This is a genomic window from Cohnella lupini (assembly GCF_003386205.1).
Taxonomy (GTDB): Bacteria; Bacillota; Bacilli; order Paenibacillales; family Paenibacillaceae; genus Cohnella; species Cohnella lupini.
Genome location: NZ_QRDY01000020.1, coordinates 72,709 through 92,198 on the forward strand (window position 1 = coordinate 72,709; position 19,490 = coordinate 92,198).

Annotated in this window: 14 protein-coding genes and 1 other annotated feature; of the genes, 11 read left to right on the forward strand and 3 right to left on the reverse strand. The window is 53.7% G+C overall.

Translation table 11 applies throughout. The features are described 5' to 3' along the window. Nucleotides 1-214 precede the first annotated feature (214 nt). Entirely contained in the window at nucleotides 215-2,272 is a 2,058-nt protein-coding gene (locus DFP95_RS23240; RefSeq protein WP_115995081.1) for a transglycosylase domain-containing protein, read from the reverse strand. A gap of 262 nt (nucleotides 2,273-2,534) precedes the next feature. Here DFP95_RS23240 and speE point away from each other — a divergent pair, with 262 nt between their 5' ends. The 3 genes from speE to DFP95_RS23255 all read left to right on the forward strand — a co-directional run bounded on the left by speE (nucleotide 2,535) and on the right by DFP95_RS23255 (nucleotide 6,729). Then, nucleotides 2,535-3,362 carry a polyamine aminopropyltransferase gene (gene speE, locus DFP95_RS23245; RefSeq protein WP_115995110.1) on the forward strand — a complete coding sequence of 276 codons (828 nt, stop codon included), beginning with the start codon at nucleotides 2,535-2,537 and terminating at the stop codon, nucleotides 3,360-3,362. A 39-nt stretch (nucleotides 3,363-3,401) separates the two neighbouring features. Then, nucleotides 3,402-4,274: an agmatinase gene (gene speB / locus DFP95_RS23250; protein WP_115995082.1), complete on the forward strand. Its 873-nt coding sequence runs from the start codon at nucleotides 3,402-3,404 to the stop codon at nucleotides 4,272-4,274. Nucleotides 4,275-4,476: 202 nt separating this feature from the next. Next, the gene (locus DFP95_RS23255) at nucleotides 4,477-6,729 is read left to right on the forward strand and encodes a methyl-accepting chemotaxis protein (RefSeq protein ID WP_115995083.1); all 2,253 of its coding nucleotides are present in this window, start codon (nucleotides 4,477-4,479) and stop codon (nucleotides 6,727-6,729) included. 50 nt (nucleotides 6,730-6,779) lie between these two features. Here DFP95_RS23255 and argS (DFP95_RS23260) read toward each other — a convergent pair whose 3' ends face one another. Then, nucleotides 6,780-8,480: an arginine--tRNA ligase gene (argS, locus tag DFP95_RS23260; protein ID WP_115995084.1), complete on the reverse strand. Its 1,701-nt coding sequence runs from the start codon at nucleotides 8,478-8,480 to the stop codon at nucleotides 6,780-6,782. A 41-nt stretch (nucleotides 8,481-8,521) separates the two neighbouring features. Beyond that, nucleotides 8,522-8,738: a binding site (T-box leader), on the reverse strand. 174 nt (nucleotides 8,739-8,912) lie between these two features. Here argS (DFP95_RS23260) and DFP95_RS23265 point away from each other — a divergent pair. Together DFP95_RS23265 and argS (DFP95_RS23270) are read left to right on the forward strand one after the other, a co-directional pair. Further along, nucleotides 8,913-9,344, forward strand: a complete 432-nt coding sequence (locus tag DFP95_RS23265; RefSeq protein ID WP_115995085.1) for a YwiB family protein — start codon at nucleotides 8,913-8,915, stop codon at nucleotides 9,342-9,344. Then, nucleotides 9,341-11,017, forward strand: a complete 1,677-nt coding sequence (gene argS, locus DFP95_RS23270) for an arginine--tRNA ligase (RefSeq protein ID WP_115995086.1) — start codon at nucleotides 9,341-9,343, stop codon at nucleotides 11,015-11,017. The genes DFP95_RS23265 and argS (DFP95_RS23270) overlap by 4 nt, the downstream gene beginning before the upstream one ends. 2 nt (nucleotides 11,018-11,019) lie before the next feature. On the opposite strand, the gene DFP95_RS23275 is transcribed toward argS (DFP95_RS23270), so the two are convergent. Beyond that, a complete protein-coding gene (locus DFP95_RS23275) occupies nucleotides 11,020-12,171 on the reverse strand; it encodes a S8 family peptidase (RefSeq protein ID WP_245987903.1) in 1,152 nt (383 codons plus the stop codon). Nucleotides 12,172-12,709: 538 nt separating this feature from the next. Between DFP95_RS23275 and rpoE the strand changes: the two genes are divergently transcribed. From rpoE to rho, 6 genes are all read left to right on the forward strand, one after another. Further along, the gene (gene rpoE, locus DFP95_RS23280; protein ID WP_115995087.1) at nucleotides 12,710-13,300 is read left to right on the forward strand and encodes a DNA-directed RNA polymerase subunit delta; all 591 of its coding nucleotides are present in this window, start codon (nucleotides 12,710-12,712) and stop codon (nucleotides 13,298-13,300) included. A gap of 210 nt (nucleotides 13,301-13,510) precedes the next feature. Beyond that, the gene (locus tag DFP95_RS23285; RefSeq protein WP_115995088.1) at nucleotides 13,511-15,115 is read left to right on the forward strand and encodes a CTP synthase; all 1,605 of its coding nucleotides are present in this window, start codon (nucleotides 13,511-13,513) and stop codon (nucleotides 15,113-15,115) included. A 218-nt stretch (nucleotides 15,116-15,333) separates the two neighbouring features. After that, nucleotides 15,334-15,729 (forward strand): response regulator, encoded by a 396-nt coding sequence (locus tag DFP95_RS23290; RefSeq protein WP_115995089.1) that lies wholly within the window; start codon nucleotides 15,334-15,336, stop codon nucleotides 15,727-15,729. 125 nt (nucleotides 15,730-15,854) lie between these two features. Continuing rightward, nucleotides 15,855-16,709, forward strand: coding sequence for a class II fructose-1,6-bisphosphate aldolase (gene fba, locus DFP95_RS23295; protein ID WP_115995090.1), 855 nt, complete (start codon nucleotides 15,855-15,857; stop codon nucleotides 16,707-16,709). A 117-nt stretch (nucleotides 16,710-16,826) separates the two neighbouring features. Next, complete coding sequence (locus tag DFP95_RS23300; RefSeq protein ID WP_115995091.1) at nucleotides 16,827-18,077, forward strand: UDP-N-acetylglucosamine 1-carboxyvinyltransferase; 1,251 nt, start codon at nucleotides 16,827-16,829, stop codon at nucleotides 18,075-18,077. A gap of 60 nt (nucleotides 18,078-18,137) precedes the next feature. Next, complete coding sequence (gene rho, locus DFP95_RS23305) at nucleotides 18,138-19,457, forward strand: transcription termination factor Rho (RefSeq protein ID WP_115995092.1); 1,320 nt, start codon at nucleotides 18,138-18,140, stop codon at nucleotides 19,455-19,457. Nucleotides 19,458-19,490: the final 33 nt, after the last annotated feature.

The window sequence follows — 19,490 nt, forward strand, 5'->3', positions numbered from 1 at the left end:
GGAGATGGATGCGCTCGGCGGCTTGCGCGGAGTTGGATGGAGTTAGCGGCACGTGGTGTCGTTTAGTGGCCGGTCACAGTCACAATGAGCAGCGCAACTCAAGAAAAAGGTTGTCTCTCCACGGAAGATTTCCTGTGGGCAGACAACCTTTGGGCTTATTTTTAGGGAGGGCAGGCTTTGGTTGGTACGAAGCCATTGCCGACGTCGTTCCTCGTTACACCCCTACCCACCGCCGGAATTTGTTCCAAATGGATTTGTTCCCGTTGCCGTCGTCCCTCTGCCTTAGCGGATCGGAACCGTAAGGAGCGCAGGCTTCGGTCGGTTCGGTTCCGGACAGGAATGTTTCCAATACAGGCTGTCCGGGACAAAGCGGCGAGGCCAGCAGGTTCGTTGCGGGATCGATATAAACGCTAACGACGCCCTCGGGCGGAGCAAAGGCTCTCGGAGGGGAACTCTCCAAAGCCGCCTCGGTGAATTGGGCGAAGATCGGAGCGGCTCGATGGGCTTCGCTCGACGTGATCGCGCGCCCCCGGTCGTAGCCTACCCACACGGCCGTAGTTAGCTCCGGAGTATAGCCGACGAACCAGGCATCGGAATCGGTCGTTCCTGTCTTGCCGGCTACCGGCCTCTTCAGCATGTTGGCTACGCGATGTCCCGTACCGCCGCGCTGGAACACGCTCTCCATTAATTCCGTCGTTAAGTAGGACAGCGCGGGAGAGACCACTTGCTGTTGGCTGGGATGGTTTTCGTAGAGCACCCTGCCGTCATGGTCCCGGATGCTCGTGATGGCGATCGGCTCCGATTTCCGTCCTTCGTTGGCGAAGACGGAGAAGGCGGAGGCCATCTCGAACGGACTCACGGGAAACGTTCCTAACGCAAGAGAAGGAACGGCTTTAAGAGGCGAAGTAATCCCGAGCTTGCGCGCCATGGAAATGACCGCGTCGGGTCCGACTTGCATGATCGTATTAACGGCATAGATGTTGTCGGATGCGGCAATCGCTTGCCGCAGGCCTATTTCTCCGTTGAAATAGTGATCGTTGTAGTTGCTCGGACGATAGATCTGACGATCGTGATCGAAATAAAACATCGTCGGCTCGCTACGGAATTTGGTTACGGGCGTTACGGCATGCTGCTCCAGAGCGGACGCGTACATGATCGGCTTAAACGAAGAACCGGGTTGCCGGGTGCTCGCGAATACGCGATTGAATTGATTGTTGTGATAATTCCTTCCGCCTACCATTGCTTTGATGTATCCGTTTCGGGGGTCGATGGCGATAAGCGCCGTCTGCAGCTCGTCGTTTCCGCCCTTTAAGCCTTTCTTTACCGCGGCCTCGGCTTTGAGCTGCATGTCGGCATCCAATGTCGTTTGGATCGTCAGACCGCCTTCGTTCATGAGACGTTCGTCGATGCCAAGCCGCTCTATCGCGATTTTCTTCACGTAATCCGCGAAATAGGGGGCGGAGCGTTCCTCTTCCTCCGGCAAAGGACGGACGGCGACGACGCCTTTAGCGGCGTTAGCAGCTTGAACTCTCGTTAATTGCCCGGTTTCGCGCATCGATTCCAACACTTTCCGCTGCCTAGCCCGGGAATCCGCGGGATGCAAGTGAGGGGAATAATATCGGGGACCTTTCGGGATTCCCGCCAATAGGGCGCTTTCGGATAAAGTAAGCTCTTTCGCCGGCTTGTTGAAATACAGCTTCGAAGCCGCTTCCGCTCCGTATGCTCCGTGCCCGTAATAGATTTGATTCAAATAGAGCTCGAGAATTTCGTCCTTGGAGTAGGCTTGCTCCAAGCGTGCCGCGTACCATGCTTCCTTTAGTTTGCGCGTCCACGTCCTTTCGTGGGTCAGGTAGAGATTACGGGCTAATTGCTGGGTTAATGTACTTGCCCCCTGCTGCTTGGATAAGTGCCTTATGTCGACCCATGCCGCTCTCGCCATACCCCGCCAATCGACGCCTGCGTGCTCGTAGAAGCGACGATCTTCGACGGCAAGCGTAGCTTTCACGAGCCAAGGGGAAATATCGGCAAGCTTGACGATTTGGCGGTTTACTCCGCCTTGCAAGGAAGCGATGGGTTGACCGTCGGCGTCGACGATTTTCGTCGTTTGCATCGTCGCTCCGGCGGGAAGGGGGGCATAGCGAAGCAGCAGCGTTCCCGTCCCGGCCGTGGCCAGCAAGGCTAGTAAAGTCAGCCATCCTATCCTTCTCCGAAATCGGCCCCATCGGTTGAGCGTGCGTATATCGGGCTGTTCTTGACTTGCCGTATCTTCCATGAGGTCAGCCCCTTCGCATGACGATTAGGAAATGGTTACCTCACTAGTATGGAATAGGAATCGCGGCGCTATTCCTTCTATATAAAGAAGAGCTATGTAATCGGGGAATTAAATTACTGCCGAAATGGTTGCTTTTTGGCGTCGATTTTATATAATACATCTAGTTTGGTACAATAAGCGGAGCCATTTAGCTAAGAGACCAAGTTCAAAAAGCCGGCTTTTTGAACAACCACCAATAGAAAGCAGGGATCGCATGTCTTCCATGGAACTATGGTACACGGAGAAGCAAACCGAGAACTTCGGTATTACGATGAAAATCAAACAAACGATGGTCCACGAACAAACGGACTTTCAAGAGCTTGCGATGATCGAGACGGAAGAGTACGGCAACATGCTCGTTCTGGACGGAATGGTCATGACGACCGAGAGGGATGAATTCGTCTACCATGAGATGGTGGCGCATCCGTCGCTGTTCACCCACCCGAACCCGGAGAACGTTCTAGTCGTAGGCGGCGGGGACGGCGGAGTTATCCGCGAAGTACTGAAGCATCCTCAAGTTAAAAAAGCGGTGCTAGTCGACATCGACGGAAAAGTCATCGAATACTCGAAGCAATACTTGCCATCCATTGCCGGTAAATTGGAAGATCCCCGCGTTGAGGTTATCGTCAACGACGGTTACATGCACATCCACGACCATAAGAATACATACGACGTGATCATGGTCGATTCGACGGAGCCGGTTGGCCCCGCGGTTAACTTGTTCACGAAGGGATTCTATCAAGGCATCTACGACGCGTTAAAAGAAGACGGGATTTTCGTTGCGCAAACGGACAACCCATGGTTCAAGGCGGACTTGATCCAGAGCGTTAACCGCGACGTGAAGGAAGTGTTCCCGATCGTGCGCGTGTACATCGCGAACATTCCGACTTACCCAAGCGGTTTGTGGACTTTCACGATGGGCAGCAAGAAGTACGACCCGCTCGCCGTCGACGAAAGCGCGATTCCGGAGATCGAGACCAAGTACTACACTCCGCGCCTGCACAAAGCGGCGTTCGCGCTTCCTAAGTTCGTAGAAGATCTGACAAAATAAGTTCGACTACTGGCGAATCCATAACAAGGGAGATACACCATGCGTTTAAATCAAGCTTACTCCGGTAACGTGTTCATCTGCAGCACCGACGATTATGCGTCTTCCAAAGCCGTCATCTACGGAATGCCGATGGATTACACCGTATCCTTCCGTCCGGGTTCGAGATTCGGTCCGGGCCGTATCCGCGAGGCTTCCGTCGGATTGGAAGAATATAGCCCTTATCTGGACCGCAGCATCGTCGATCTCGAGTATTTCGACGCTGGCGATCTCATGTTGCCTTTCGGCAACGCGGCGAAGAGCCTGGATATCATCGGAGACTTCGTTCGCGGCGTGTTGGCCGACGGCAAGATCCCGGTAGGACTCGGCGGCGAGCATCTCGTCAGCTGGCCGGTTATTCAAGAGGTTTACAAGAAATATCCCGATCTTGCGATCATCCATTTCGACGCTCACACGGATTTGCGCGAAGAGTACGAGGGGGAACCGCTCTCCCATTCCACGCCGCTTCGCAAAGCGGCCGAGCTGATGGGCCCTTCGAATATTTACCAGTTCGGTATCCGCTCCGGCTCCAAGGAAGATTGGACGTACGCCCAGCAATCGGGTATACACTTTCATCCCTTCGAAGTAGCCGAGCCGTTGAAACGGGAACTGCCGTCGCTTGAGGGACGTCCCGTATACGTAACGATCGATATCGACGTACTTGATCCTTCCGCCGCTCCGGGTACCGGAACGACGGAAGCGGGTGGCATAACGTCGAAGGAACTGCTCGAAGCGGTTCATGCGATCGCCCGTTCCGGCGTTAACGTCGTCGGCTTCGATCTCGTCGAAGTTGCGCCGATCTACGATCCGACGGAAATGACGCCGATCGTCGCCTCCAAGATCATTCGCGAGATGCTGCTGGGCTTCGTGAAATAAATAGTGTGAACTATTATAACGCAACGGAATAACAAAGGCCTTGGGAAACCGCGAAATCGCGATATCCCAAGGTCTTTGTCGCTTTTTGACTTTAAAATTTGAATTATTAGATAATTATACCTACCAAGACCAATTGCCTATGTTACAATAGCTTCCATACATAGATATTAATATTTATACATGGGGATATGGGGTGGGGCATATGTTTAGTTGGCTGGGTTGGAAGCAAGGATTGCCGTTGTGGTGGTCTACGAGATTGAACAGGCCGTTGATGAAGGACGTCGAGGACATCTTCGAAGGAATTGCCGAAACCCGCGTTCAAGTTCTTAAGGACTGGACGGGGGAATATTGGAGGCATCTGGAGCGTTTGCTCGAGCAAATGACGTCGGTGGAAGCGTCGGCTGCTCAATCGGGCAAGACTAACGCTAACGGGAATATCGGCGGCAACGGGTACCAGGAAGCATGGAACCGGTTGTTCGGCGCGACCTATTCGAGAGCTTCCGATCTAACGGAGATTTTCGTTCTCGACTCGAAAGGCTCGGTCAGCTATTCTACGCACTCCCCGCATCAAGGACAAGAGTACGGAGCAGGCTCCATTTTGGCGGCCGGATTGGATTATGCGAGAGGCGAAGGCGGCGAAGGGAGAAAATGCTTGTTCGGTCCCTACGGCGATCCTATGACGCTTCAGACCGGGTCGCGTTCGTCCCCCTTCCATGACAAGATGACGCTCCTGTTTATTCAGCCGATCATCAAAGACGGAGTCTGGTCGGGGGCGCTTTGCGCGCGAGTCCCTAATGACGTGATCGGAGATTTAATACAGAGGGAATCCGGGCACGTCTATCCGGACTCCGGAGATAATTATATTTTCATGGCGAAGCCGTTGCTGAACAAGCAAATCGCCCTAGGGACGGCACTATCCCGCAGCCGCTTCGAAGACCGCACCTTCACGCACGGGGAAAATCTGAAGGATGGCGTCACGACGGATTGGGGAATCGTGTCGGTCAAAGAGCATACGGAGCTTGAGCTTATGTTCACCGACCCGGCAACGGGCGAGCTTCATCCCGGCGTAGCCAATACGATACGCAACGGGAGCAATCTGTTCGTCGGTTTTCCGGGGTACTCGGATTATCGGCACATCTCGGTTATCGGAAAAGGCGTGACCTTCCAATTGCCGCATTGCCCGGACGTCTGGGGAATGATGTGCGAAGGCGATTTGGAGGAGGTATACAGGATCAGGGGAATAGCTTTCCGGCAATTACGCCCCCATGCCTTGTACGTCGGAAGCCTTGGCATCGTATCCGCGGTCGCTCTCTATTTCGTCGCGAGAGAAGGCTCGTTGATGTCCGTCGCGTTAAGCGCGTTGGCGCTGAACCTCATTTTCGGACTGTTCACGGTCGTCTCCGTGCATCGCCGCACGCATCGAAGAATCGTGGATCCGATTCGGAAAATCAATCGGTTCATCCGGATCAACGCGGAGGGAGAGGGCGATCTCACCCAGCGCCTGGAGACGAAGGAGTTCGACAACGACGAGACGCGCGAGCTGTCCAAGTGGATCAATAATATGATCGACTCTTTGGAAGGCATCATGCTTAAAGTTAAGCTGGCCACGGAAGACGTCTCGTCGAGCCAACACCTGCTTAACGAGTCGACCGTTACGACCGCCTCCTCCACGGAGCGGGTGAGCGGGAAGGTCCACGACATGCTGCGGAGTATTCGGAGGCAGCTCAAGGATATCGATATCGCGAAGGAAGTGGCGGACGAGATGCGCCAGACTCTTCACATGCTCGAGGAAAAAGCGTCGCAACAAATCACGATCGCGCAAGGCGAGGTCGGGCGGATCGGGGACAAGATGTCCGAGATATCCGTTCGGGTGGCGGAAACGAACGAAACGATCCGAGTGTTCATGGACACGGCCAACGAAATTCGCGGCGTTCTGAACGTCATCGAGGAAATTTCTTCCCAGACTAACCTGCTGGCGCTTAACGCCGCGATCGAGGCCGCTAGGGTGGGCGAGCACGGACGAGGCTTCGCGGTAGTCGCGAACGAGATTCGCAAGCTAGCCGATATGACGCGCCAATCGACCGAGGAGGTTCACGGCTTCGTTGAGAAAATAGCGATGCACGCTCAAGAAGCGTATTCATCGATCACCGAGGGCACGAAGGTCGTGTCCGAAGGCAACGAACTGGTCGCCACGGCAACCGAGACTCTAGGCGACGCCAAAGCCGACGATTCTCTCAAGACCCAGGTCATCGACGAGGTGGTGGTCTTGATGGAGAAGGTCGCCGCCGTCAGCATCGAGAACCGTGCCATTTCCACCGAAGTGGAAGGCAGAGTTCAGGAGCTGTTGTCGGACATCGTCAACGTGCGGCATACTTCCAACAACGTCGAAGCGATCACGGCGTTCATGCAACAGCTTGTCGGACAGTTCCGTTTGACCGAGACGCGCAAGAGATAATGAAGAAGCGATGGAACAGGGGAGAAACGCGCCTCCTGTCCATCGCTTTTTCACATTTCCTGAGGAGCTTTGATTCCGAGCATGCCCAGTCCGCTCTTCAGTACGTTCGCGACTGCGGCCGCAAGGCTAAGTTTGGATAGCACTTCGGCCGGGTTCGCCCCTTCGAAGACGATTTTGCCGGAGTTATAGAACCGATTAAAGTCCTGCGCCGCGTCCAGCAAGAATCTCGCGACGATGTAGGGCTCGTTGTCGGTCGCGGCTTCCCGAAGCACGGCTTCGTACCGTGATAACGTCTTTAGGCATTCCCACGCCGATTCGGATTGCAGATGCGATCCGTCCGCGGAATGTCGGTTTTGCAGCGCTTCGTATTTGCCTTTCTTGAGCAGCGTATGAATACGGGCGCAAGTGTATTGCAGATAAGGTCCCGTTTCCCCGTCGAAGCTCACCACTTCCTCTAAGTTGAAATCCACCGACAGTTGACGGCGATGCTTCAAGTCCCCGAAGATGACGGCTCCGACTCCAACCGTTTCCGCGATCTTCTCTTTGTCCTGCAATTCGGGGTTTTTCTCGTCGATGATCTGTAGCGCGCGTTGTACCGCCTCGTCGAGAACGTCCTCCAGAAATACGACCTTGCCCTTGCGGGTGGACATTTTCTTGCCGTTGACGTTCATAAGTCCGAACGGAACGTGCTTGCACTGCTCCGACCAATCATGACCCATCTTGCCTAGCACGGCGAACACTTGCTGGAAGTGGAGGCTTTGTTCGGCCCCGACGACGTATAGGATGGAATCCGCGCCGAGCGAATGTTTTCTATATATTGCGGTAGCGATATCCCGAACGGGATAGATGGTCGAACCGTCTTTCTTGAGAATAAGGCAAGGAGGGAGACCGTTCTCCTCCAAGCGGACGATCCGGGCGCCGTCGCTTTCTTCCAGCAACGACAGTTCCCGCAGTTCACGCACGACAGCGTCGATCTTGTCGTTGTAGAAGCTTTCTCCAGTAAAATGATCGAAGCTCACGCCTAAACGCTCATACACTCTGCGGAATTCCTTCATGCTTTCGTCGACGAAATATTGCCAGAGCCCGTAGGTTTCCGAATCTCCTCTTTCAAGCTTCGCGAATGCTTCCCGGGCTTCGTCCTCCAGCGAGGGATCGAGGTCCATTTCCTCGTGGAATTTGACGTACAGCCTCAGACTTTCCTTGATAGGTTCCCGCTCGAGCGTTTCGCGGCTTCCCCATTTGCCGTAAGCGACGATGAGCTTGCCGAACTGCGTTCCCCAGTCTCCGAGATGATTTACGTTTATAACTTCGTGACCCGTAGCGCGGTACAAGTTAACGAGCGCGTTGCCGATCATGGTGGACCGAAGGTGCCCGATGCCTAAGGGTTTGGCGATATTGGGAGAGGACATGTCGATGACAACTCGTTTCCCGACGCCGATTTCGGAATGTCCGTAGCCTTCTTCCAGCGCCGCGACGACGATATCGGTTTTCCAACGGGAGGCTTGGAAGAAGATGTTCAGATAACCTCCCGTTGCGAGCGCCCGAATATCGGGTTGATCCGCGTTGATTCTGTCGGCAACCTGCTCGGCGATCTTCTGCGGCGCCAGCCTGAGCGCTTTCGCGAAAGCGAAGCAAGGCAAAGATAGGTCGCCCATTTCCTTCTGCGGCGGAACCTCGAGCTTAGCGAGCAGATCACCCGCTTCGACATTGAAATAAGGGGATAACAAAGAAGCCGCGTATTTCGTTAACATGAATGGAATCTCCTCCTTGGAATATAAAAATCCCCCGTCTCGTAAGAGACGGAGGAGGTTTCCGCGGTACCACTCTTTTGGCATTCCCGTGACGGGAATCCACTCATAAGGTTAACGGCATGCTGCCGGGTTTCCCTACTATCGTTCAGGAAACCGACTCCCGAGTGCGCTTCCCTCGCCTTCCGTCGCCGGCTTTCACTGACCCGGCTCGCTGATTACGGTTGTCGGAAGAGGTACTCTCTCGTTCATCGTCGTTTTTTATTATTATACTAATGTATGCTGCCGTCTGAAGACGGCGAAGCCTTTTTAAAGTATTTTACCCATTATAGCCATCTCGCCCTACCGTATTCAAGCCCTAAAATCATCATTTGAATTGACCGACCGATCTGTATATAGTAATAACATGAGTAAAGGGACTTAGGAGAGGGAAATATGCCGGACAAACGCAACGTAACCGTCGGTTTCCGGAGCCGGGAGCAGGATGGAGGCTCGGAGCGGTCCAGCAGCTTGGGCGGACAATTGCATAAGCTGTCGACCGGTTGGGTGCTGACCTACCGGGAGCCGCCCGACGAAGAGAACGCGGCCGAAACCTTGAACACGTTGTTCGTTAGGGAGAAGGAATTGATGCTCAGGAGGCGCGGAACGATTTTTCTGGAGCAAACCTTTCGTCTCGACGAGCTCCTGCCGGGCAAGTTGGAAACGGCTTACGGCCCGCACGACGTTAAAGCTTTAACGAACCGCTTGGACATCGATCTGTCCGAGACCGGCGGAATCATTGAATGGAAATATGACTTGCTCATGCAAGATCAGACGGTCGGAAGCTTTCATATCCGGCTCGATATTCGGGAGGAACAAGCAGGATGAGCGTATTAGAACAATTACAAGCAGCCGTTAAAGGCGCATTGGCGGAAGCGGCGACGGAAGCGGGACTCGTAACTTCCGCGGACGAGCTGCCGACAATCGCGTTGGAAGTGCCTAAGGATAAGACGCACGGTGACTTATCGACGAATCTCGCGATGCAACTGACGAAGATCGCCAAGAAGAACCCGCGGCAAATCGCGGAAGCCATTATCGAGAAATTGGGTGCGGGACGCGCTTCTATTCAATCGGCCGAGATAGCGGGACCGGGCTTCATTAATTTTCGACTCGACAAGAGTTACCTATACCCGATCGTCGGCGAGGTTATCTCGCAAGGAAATAAGTATGGTGAGGTCAATTCTGGCGCAGGCAAGAGGGTTCAAGTCGAATTCGTCAGCGCGAACCCGACGGGAAGCCTGCACTTGGGACATGCCCGCGGAGCGGCTGTAGGGGATGCCTTGTGCAACATATTGTCCGCCGCGGGCCATGAAGTAACCCGCGAGTATTATATTAACGACGCGGGCAACCAAGTGAATAATCTGGCCAAGTCGATCGAGGCGCGTTATCGTCAAGCGCTCGGACAAGCGGCCGAGATGCCGGAAGACGGCTATCATGGCGAGGACATTGTCGGTTTCGCTAAGGAGTTGGCGGAGCAAGAGGGGGATCGCCTTCTGTCGCTTGGCGACGCGGATCGATTCGACTTTTTCCGTACGTACGGACTCGACAAGGAGCTGGCCAAGATCAAGCGCGATTTGGCGCGATTCGGCGTTCACTTCGACGAATGGTACAGCGAATCTTCCCTTTACGAGAACGATAAAGTTACCGAAGTGCTGGCGGCGCTTAGAGCCCAAGGACACGTATACGACTTGGACGATGCCGTTTGGCTAGCTTCGACGACCTTCGGAGACGATAAGGATCGGGTTCTGGTCAAGAACGACGGGAGCTATACGTATTTGACGCCGGACGCGGCCTATCATATGGATAAGTATAAACGCGGCTACGATCAGATGATCAACATTTGGGGCGCGGACCATCATGGCTACATTCCCCGGATGAAAGCGGCTATGGCCGCTCTAGGCAACGATCCGGAGAAACTGACGGTGCTTATCGCGCAGATGGTCAGCCTGTTCCAGAACGGCGAGAAGGTGAAGATGTCCAAGCGTACGGGCAAGGCGGTTACGATGGAGGATCTGATGGACGAAGTCGGCGTAGACGCCATCCGTTATTTCTTCACGATGCGCAGCATGGATTCCCACCTGGATTTCGACATGGATCTGGCGGTTTCGAAGTCGAACGAGAACCCAGTCTTCTACGTGCAATACGCTCATGCGCGCATATGCAGCATTTTCCGCCAGGCGGAGGAGCAGGGGATAGCCGTGCTGCCTTGGCAAGAGGCGGCAATCGAGAAGCTGACGACGGAGCAGGAATTCGATTTGCTGAGGAAAATCGGAGAGCTTCCCGAGACGATCGAGGAAGCGGCCCGGATTTATGCGCCGCACACGATGATCCGTTACGTCTACGAGTTGGCTTCTCAGTTCCACAGCTATTACAAAGCGGAGCGGGTTATCACGGAAGACGCCGAGCAAAGCCAAGCCCGCCTGCAGCTACTCGCCGCGGTCCGCATTACGATCGCCAACACGCTTGCGCTTGTCGGAGTATCCGCCCCGGACAAGATGTAAGGTTAGAGATGCTCGGCCGCCTTAATCATTCTCAGTACGTTCAACTCTCCGGCTATCCGGGGAGTTTTTCCTTTGCGGAGGGGCTTCGCGGAACTCTTGACGATCGTTTTGATCTGTCCCGGCGATAAGCCGGGTTTAAGGGCGAGCAAGAGGGCGATGGCGCCCGTCACGTGCGAGGTGGCCATCGAAGTACCGCTCATTTCCCGGTGCTTGCCCCTCAACCAGGCGGATACGATGCGATCGCCGGGCGCGTAGATATCGATTAAACCGCTGCGATTGGTGAACGCCGCGACGCGACTTTGTCGGTTGGTTGCGCCGACCGCGATGGTCTGGCTGTAGCGCGCGGGATAATCGATTTCTCCGATTTTCCCGTCATTGCCCGATGAGGCGACGATAAGCACTCCGGAACGATAGGCGTTACTGACAGCGCTTTGCAGAGACTTACTACGGGTCTTCATTCCGAAGCTCATATTGATGACGTTCATTTGGTTGCGTACGCACCATTCGATTCCTAGCACGATATCCGACACGAATGCCGTTCCGTTATAGTCGAAGGCTTTAACGGGATAGATCATGGAGCGCGGAGCGACGCCGATCATGCCCTGCAGCTCGTTCGCTGCTGCGATCGTACCTGAAATGTGGGTGCCGTGACCGTTGTCGTCTTGGGGTAACGACAATCGATGGAGCAAATTAATGCCTCGTTCCAGGGAGTGGCGCAAATCGGGATGGCCGAAATCCACTCCCGTGTCGATGACGCCTACCTTGACGCGGTATCCCGTCGTCTTGCTCCATGCCCGGGGAGCTTGGATGTGCTTGACCCCCCATGGAATGCCCTTGTCGGTGACGAGCGCTCCTTTAGGCAGGGCGCCGACTTGGACGGGGGCGTCTTCTTCCCATACCGCTCTGCCTCTTAACCATGCAGGCGGTTCGCGATCGATGATGGGACAAGATACCGCTTGAATGAGATTCAAGGGCCGGACGCTGGCGAGCGAAGATTCGGCGTTGCTGGTATGCATAGCCTGAGTCATGTGCAAGAATCTGTCGTAATCGTCGGAATTCGGGAAACGGAGTATTCCCCTTCGTCCAGATCCGAACGGATCTGCGGCAGAACAGGGAGAATGGCGGAGCCACTCCACGATTTCGTTTGCGTCCAATGCGGCTTCCCTCCCGGACGAATGTGCAACCAGGCGAGCGGAGTTCGAGCGTGCCTTGCTGCCGTGTCCTCTACTGTATGAGCAGGTAAGAATAAAAGCTTGGGAATGTGGCCTTTTTTGACAGGAAATAGGCGCCGTTCCGTGTCATTTCCCGGCTTCCGACATAGGATGAATGGAGAGTTTCCCGGCGAGACTCTTGGTCATGCCGGTTCCTCCGCCCGCGGAGCGGCCGGGAAGGGATACAGTCGAAAAGCGAAGGGGTAGTCCGGAAGGGACGCGCCTTCGCTTTTTCGGTTGCATGGACGGGACAAGATGACGCATGAATAATTTCGTGAAAAGTCGGCTCGGGTGACTTGCATTTTTATACGAAATACGGTTTACTAAAGGTTGATAAATCAACGTGAAGGTTTAGTCGTTCAGAATGAAGGGTTTTAAAGCCTATTCATATCCGAACGGCCTCCGCAAAGCTTCTTAGGCGTCATAGGACGCAGAAGGCGTTTTTGCTTACCGGTTCACATACAGAGAGGATGGAAGTCACGTGAGCGCCGACTACGTGCTGAAACTCGACTCCGAGAAAATTCGCGAGATGCCGATGGTTGATCTGGCTTATGAATTGCTTAAGTCAGCCAACACCCCTTTTTACTACCGCGATCTGATGATTGAAATCGCTAAGATGCGCGGCCTTTCAGACAGCCAAGTGACGGACGTTATAGCTCAACTGTACACGGAGATCAATATCGACGGACGGTTTGCGTGCGTCGGAGGCAACGTATGGGGCCTGAAGCGTTGGTATCCGGTCGAACGTTCCGACGATCCGATGAACGGCGGAGCCAAGCGTCCCCGCATCATTAACGATGACGACGACGAAGATGACGACGACCTTTACGGCGAGGAAGAAGAAGCCGCGTCCCCGGACGACGAAACTTACGATCTCTTCGACGAAGAACGCGAAGAAGTGTTCGAAGAAGGCGAAGAGGCGGCTGAAGCCGACGAAGAGGTTCTCATCGAAGAGGACGAAGATGCCGAAATCGAAGAGGATATCGACGTGAAAGACGGCGAAGACGACGACGATTTCGACGACGACGAAGACGAAGATTCAGCGGATGACGAGGAAGATGACGAGAAGTGATTCGTTCTTGACACCGTTCATTCGACACGTTAAACTTATGCTTGGGCTTTAGAAGCGAGTTTTTCCATAGCATAGGAATTTAAAAAGTGCCCCCATTTATTGGGTGACACTTTTTTCTTTTTTCGCCCTATTTTCTTAAGGGCAAAGGTCAAAAAAGGGTAACGATAACGAGGATGCCGCAAGGGCATGTGGTGGGAGGTTTCGCGCAGGGTGACCAAATATATTTTCGTAACAGGCGGTGTCGTTTCATCGCTCGGCAAAGGCATCACGGCCGCTTCGCTGGGCCGATTGCTCAAGAATCGCGGTCTTAAGGTAACCATTCAGAAGTTCGATCCATACATCAACGTCGACCCCGGGACGATGAGCCCCTATCAGCATGGGGAAGTATTCGTGACCGACGACGGGGCGGAAACCGATTTAGATTTAGGTCACTACGAGCGTTTCATCGATATCAATCTATCGAAGAACAGCAACGTGACTACGGGCAAGATCTACTCTACGGTAATTAGCAAGGAGCGTCGCGGCGAATATCTTGGAGGCACGGTTCAGGTTATTCCCCATATTACGAATGAGATTAAGGACCGCGTATTCCGCGCGGGCAAGGAAGCCGGCTCGGACGTTGTCATTACCGAAATCGGCGGCACGGTGGGCGATATCGAGAGCCTGCCGTTCCTCGAAGCCATTCGCCAAATCAAGAGCGACATCGGACGCGACAACGTTATGTACATCCATGTTACTCTTATCCCTTATATTAAAGCCGCCGGAGAAGTGAAAACGAAACCGACGCAGCATAGCGTTAAGGAATTGCGAAGCATCGGAATCCAGCCGAATATGATCGTTTGCCGCACCGAGTATCCGCTGGCCGACGATTTGAAGCGCAAGATCGCGTTGTTCTGCGATATTGATGCCAATGCGGTGATCGAATGCCGCGACGCCTCGACCTTGTATGAAGTGCCGCTTAATCTGCGCGAACAAGGCTTGGACGATTATGTCGTGAAGCATTTGAATTTGTCCGTAGGCGCGCCGGACATGACGGAGTGGGAAGCTCTGGTCAAGCGCGTGAAGTCTCTCAAGAAAACGACCGAAATCGCGATCGTAGGCAAATACGTAGCCTTGCACGACGCATACTTAAGCATAGTCGAATCGCTTGCTCACGCGGGGTTCGACGCGGATGCGGAAGTGAAGATTCGTTGGGTTAACGCCGAGGAGATCACTCCGGCCAACGTGGAGGAAGTGCTTGGCGGCGTGAAGGGTATTCTCGTTCCCGGCGGTTTCGGAGACCGGGGTATCGAGGGGAAAATTACAGCGATCCGTTACGCCCGCGAGAGCGGAACGCCGTTCTTCGGTATTTGTTTGGGCATGCAAGTGGCCGTCGTGGAATTCGCACGCGGCATGGCAGGGTTGGACGGGGCGAACAGCTCGGAAATCCACCCGGCCACTCCGTTCCCGGTTATCGACCTTCTGCCCGAGCAGAAGGATATCGAGGATCTGGGCGGCACGATGCGTCTAGGCTTATACCCCTGCAAGCTGGTGCCGGGAAGCCTTGCGGCGCAGTGTTACGGCGATGAGCTCGTGTATGAGCGCCACCGTCACCGGTACGAATTTAACAACGAGTACCGCGAGCGCATCGAATCGGCCGGTCTTCGCATTTCGGGTACGTCCCCTGACGGCCGTCTCGTGGAAATGATCGAGCTTCCCGAGCATCCTTGGTTCCTGGCGGTGCAATTCCATCCGGAATTTACCTCGCGTCCAAACCGTCCGCAGCCTCTTTTCCGCGAATTCGTGAAGGCTGCCCTCAGCCATTCCGAGAGATAACTCGAATACGCGATTATCATGTCTCCATATCGTCCAAACCGCGCCGGCTTCGTGCCCGCGCGGTTTTTTGCTAGCCTTCGAAACAATCGGTATGTACCCGTTCTCTTAGGATAATAATATATATTTAAGCTTACCTTCATATTTTTTACATGGAAAGAGAAGGAATTCGCGCTTCTGGTCACGAATAAGGCTACAATGTGATTCGGGGGGATGAGCGCTTGGATAAGAAGAGACTATTAATCGTTGATGATCAAGTCGGCATCCGCATTTTGCTCTTGGAGGTATTTGCGACCGAGGGTTACGATACTTTCCAAGCGGCTAATGGCCGTACGGCTCTGGACATCGTAAGAAACCATCGTCCTGATCTCGTATTATTGGATATGAAGATTCCGGGCATGGACGGATTGGAAATACTCAAGCAGATCAAAGAGTACGATCGGGGTATTAAAGTCATCATGATGACGGCTTACGGCGAACTCGATATGATCAAAGAGGCGACCGATCTCGGGGCTTTGATGCACTTCACGAAACCGTTCGATATCGACGAAATGAGGCTGGCGGTTAACATGCAAATGGGAGAGGGATCTTCTTCCCGATTTGCTACAGGATTCTAGGGTTTACGGCACCTCCGGCGGGAAACACCCGTTCGGTTTACTTCGTAAAGTCATTTTGTGTTATAATAACGCAGTATGAATGATACGTGAGAAATCGAATGAAATCGCAGGAGGAATTGTACACTATGCCATTAGTATCCATGACCGAGTTTTTGCCGCAAGCCAAAGCAGGGAAATACGCAGTTGGCCAATTTAACATGAATAACCTGGAGTTCGCTCAAGCGATCACGGATGCGGCGATCGAAGAAAATTCGCCATTCATCTTCGGTGTCAGCGAAGGCGCCTTGAAGTACATGGGTATGGAATATACGGTAGCGATCGCGAAAGCGGCCGCCGACAAATCCGGTCTTCCTATCGCTTTGCATTTGGATCACGGCAGCAATTTCGACATTGCCATGAAGTGTATCCGCGCAGGCTTCTCTTCGGTTATGTTCGACGGCTCGCACCACTCCTTCGAAGATAACATCCGCTTGACTAAAGAAGTCGTACAAGCCGCTCACGCAATGGGCGTTTCCGTTGAAGGCGAGCTGGGTACGATCGGCGGCGTAGAAGACGATCTTAGCGTGGACGAAGAGCATGCATCGCTCGCGAAGCCCGAGGAAGCGATCCGTTTCTACGAAGAAACCGGAGTCGATTGCCTGGCTATCGCCGTAGGTACAGCTCACGGTATGTACAAAGGCGAAGTGAAAATCCACTTCGACATTATTAAAGAAGTAGTAGCGAAAATTCCGGTGCCTATCGTTCTTCATGGCGGTTCGGGCGTTCCGGACGAAATGATTCGCGAAGCGATTCTATCCGGCGCAGGCAAAATCAACGTAAACACGGAAAATCAAGTGGCTTGCACGAACGCGATTCGCGAAGTTCTTGCCAAAGACGGCAACGTCTTTGATCCGCGCAAATATTTGACGCCCGCCCGCAATGCGATGAAAGCGGTCGTTCAAGAGAAAATCCGCTTATTCGGAAGCAGCAACAAAGCGTAATTTTGCAACCTTAATTATAATGTACTTGATGCGGGAAAACGTCTTAAAGGCGTTTTCCCGTTCCTTCATGTGTCGATGATTTTCATCGGCAACAACTCGAGGAGGATTACGGCATTCATGGATAAATTGATGGTCCGGGGAGGCCGACCGCTAAGGGGTACGGTCGGAATCAGCGGCGCGAAGAATAGCGCTGTCGCTCTTATTCCCGCAGCAATACTGGCAGAATCGGAAGTGAGGCTGGACAACCTTCCTCAACTAAGCGATGTGGCGGTTTATGCGGAATTGTTGGAGGAGCTTGGGGGCAAGGTATCTTGGCAGGACGACACGATGTCTATCGATCCGTCCGCTATGAAATCGGTTCCCATGCCTAATGGAAGAGTTAAGCTGTTAAGAGCATCCTATTATTTAATGGGTGCATTATTAGGAAGATTCGGCGAAGCAACGATCGGTTTGCCGGGCGGCTGCAATTTCGAGCCGCGACCGATAGATCAGCATATTAAAGGTTTCGAAGCATTGGGAGCGGAAGTGACCAATGATCATGGTTCCATTCGGATCAGAGCCAAGGAATTAAGAGGGGCTAAGATTTATTTAGACGTCGTTAGCGTCGGGGCTACGATCAACATCATGTTGGCGGCTTCGAGGGCTAAAGGTTTAACATTGATCGAGAATGCGGCCAAAGAGCCCGAGATCATCGACGTGGCCACTTTGCTTAACGCAATGGGCGCCAAGATCAAGGGAGCGGGCACGGAAACGATTCGCATCGAAGGCGTTCAGGAAATGCACGGATGCAGGCATTCCATTATTCCCGATCGCATACAAGCAGGAACATACATGATAGCCGCCGCGGCGACTCGCGGCGACGTCCTTATCGATAATATTATTCCGAAGCATTTAGAAGCCATGACCGCGAAGCTGCAGGAAATGGGCGTCCACGTGTACGAAATGGACGAAGCGATTCGAGTTGTCGGACAATCCATGTACGAGGCGGTAGACGTTAAAGCGTTGGTCTATCCCGGCTTCGCTACGGATTTGCAATCCCCAATGACCAGCTTGCTTACGCAAGCCCGCGGGGTGAGCGTACTGTCGGACTACGTGTACAACAACAGGTTTAAGCATGTTCCCGAGCTTGCCCGCATGGGCGCGCAAATCCGGGTGGAGGGCCGTTCCGCGATTATCGAAGGCGGTCGCCTTAACGCCGCTAAGGTTAGGGCGGCGGATCTTCGCGCGGGAGCCGCGCTAGTCGTTGCGGCGCTTACGGTCGAAGAAGGAACGACGGAGATCAGCGGGGTAGAATATATCGACCGCGGATACGAGAAGCTGGTCATGCAGCTCAGCAATCTGGGCGCGGAAGTTTGGCGGCAGGGGTAATGCAAGCTTAAGCTTATAGTTGATTTCTGAACAAAAGTGGGGATTCTATTGACTGATTTAATGATGGCCGATTTAGAAGGCATGAAGCTGACGGAGTTATATAAGTTGGCTAAGCAGCACACGATCAATAATTTCGCGCAAATGAAGAAAAGAGAATTGATTATCGCCATCTTGCGGGCGCAAGCGGAACGAAGCGGCCTCATGTTCATGGAGGGCGTCTTGGAAGTATTGCCCGAGGGATTCGGTTTCCTTAGGCCGATCAACTACTTGCCGAGCCCTGAGGATATTTACATCTCGGCATCGCAGATTCGCAAATTCGATTTGCGTACGGGGGATCTCGTATCCGGCAAGTGCCGGGCGCCGAAAGAAAGCGAACGCTATTTCGGGCTTCTGCAAGTTAACGCAGTCAACGGCGTCACTCCCGAAACCGCCGCGGAACGATTGCACTTTCCCGCTCTGACCCCGCTATATCCGCAGAAGAAAATCAAGCTCGAAACGTCGCCTACCCATCTATCCACTCGCATTATGGATCTTATTGCTCCCGTCGGACTAGGTCAACGCGGATTGATCGTCGCGCAGCCCAAAGCAGGTAAAACATTGCTGCTGAAGGAAATCGCCAACAGTATATCGATTAATCATCCCGAGATCGATTTATTCGTGCTTTTGATCGACGAGCGTCCAGAAGAAGTAACGGATATGCAACGTTCGGTCAAAGGTGAAGTTATCGCGTCTACTTTCGACGAGGTGCCGGAGAATCACATTAAAGTTGCCGAGCTGGTATTGGAACGTGCGCTTCGGCTTGTGGAACACAAACGCGACGTCGTTATTCTGCTGGACAGCATTACAAGGCTCGCGAGAGCTTATAATCTGGTTGTTCCTCCATCCGGCCGTACGTTGTCGGGGGGGATCGATCCTGCGGCGTTCCATCGTCCCAAGCGCTTCTTCGGCTCGGCGCGTAACATCGAAGAAGGCGGTAGCTTGACCATTCTCGCTACGGCGCTCGTGGAAACGGGATCGCGTATGGACGACATCATTTATGAAGAGTTTAAGGGAACGGGCAACATGGAATTGCATCTCGATCGTAAGCTTTCGGAACGTCGGATTTTCCCCGCGCTGGACATTCGGCGTTCGGGAACTCGTCGGGAAGAGCTGTTGCTCGACAAGGAAGCGCTCGACAAGCTGTGGGCGATTCGCAAGAGCATGAACGATTCCATGGAGTTCGTGGAAGGCTTCCTTAAGAAGCTGTCGAACACGAAGACGAACCAAGAGTTTCTGGATTCTCTGGATACGAGCGGGGGGCCGAGTACGCCTAGCCCGTCCTCGCCGGGATCCGGCGGAGGACGCCGCACGACGAGAAGCAGCTCCCCCTCTAGAGTGTAAGCTCGGAGCTTCGCTCAATCGAGGAAGCGGTAT

Coding starts and splice junctions, on each gene's coding strand:
- DFP95_RS23240 (WP_115995081.1), bottom strand. CDS start 2,272: ATGGAAGATACGGCAAGTCAAGAACAGCCCGATATACGCACGCTCAAC.
- speE (WP_115995110.1), top strand. CDS start 2,535: ATGGAACTATGGTACACGGAGAAGCAAACCGAGAACTTCGGTATTACG.
- speB (WP_115995082.1), top strand. CDS start 3,402: ATGCGTTTAAATCAAGCTTACTCCGGTAACGTGTTCATCTGCAGCACC.
- DFP95_RS23255 (WP_115995083.1), top strand. CDS start 4,477: ATGTTTAGTTGGCTGGGTTGGAAGCAAGGATTGCCGTTGTGGTGGTCT.
- argS (WP_115995084.1), bottom strand. CDS start 8,480: ATGTTAACGAAATACGCGGCTTCTTTGTTATCCCCTTATTTCAATGTC.
- DFP95_RS23265 (WP_115995085.1), top strand. CDS start 8,913: ATGCCGGACAAACGCAACGTAACCGTCGGTTTCCGGAGCCGGGAGCAG.
- argS (WP_115995086.1), top strand. CDS start 9,341: ATGAGCGTATTAGAACAATTACAAGCAGCCGTTAAAGGCGCATTGGCG.
- fba (WP_115995090.1), top strand. CDS start 15,855: ATGCCATTAGTATCCATGACCGAGTTTTTGCCGCAAGCCAAAGCAGGG.
- DFP95_RS23300 (WP_115995091.1), top strand. CDS start 16,827: ATGGATAAATTGATGGTCCGGGGAGGCCGACCGCTAAGGGGTACGGTC.
- rho (WP_115995092.1), top strand. CDS start 18,138: ATGATGGCCGATTTAGAAGGCATGAAGCTGACGGAGTTATATAAGTTG.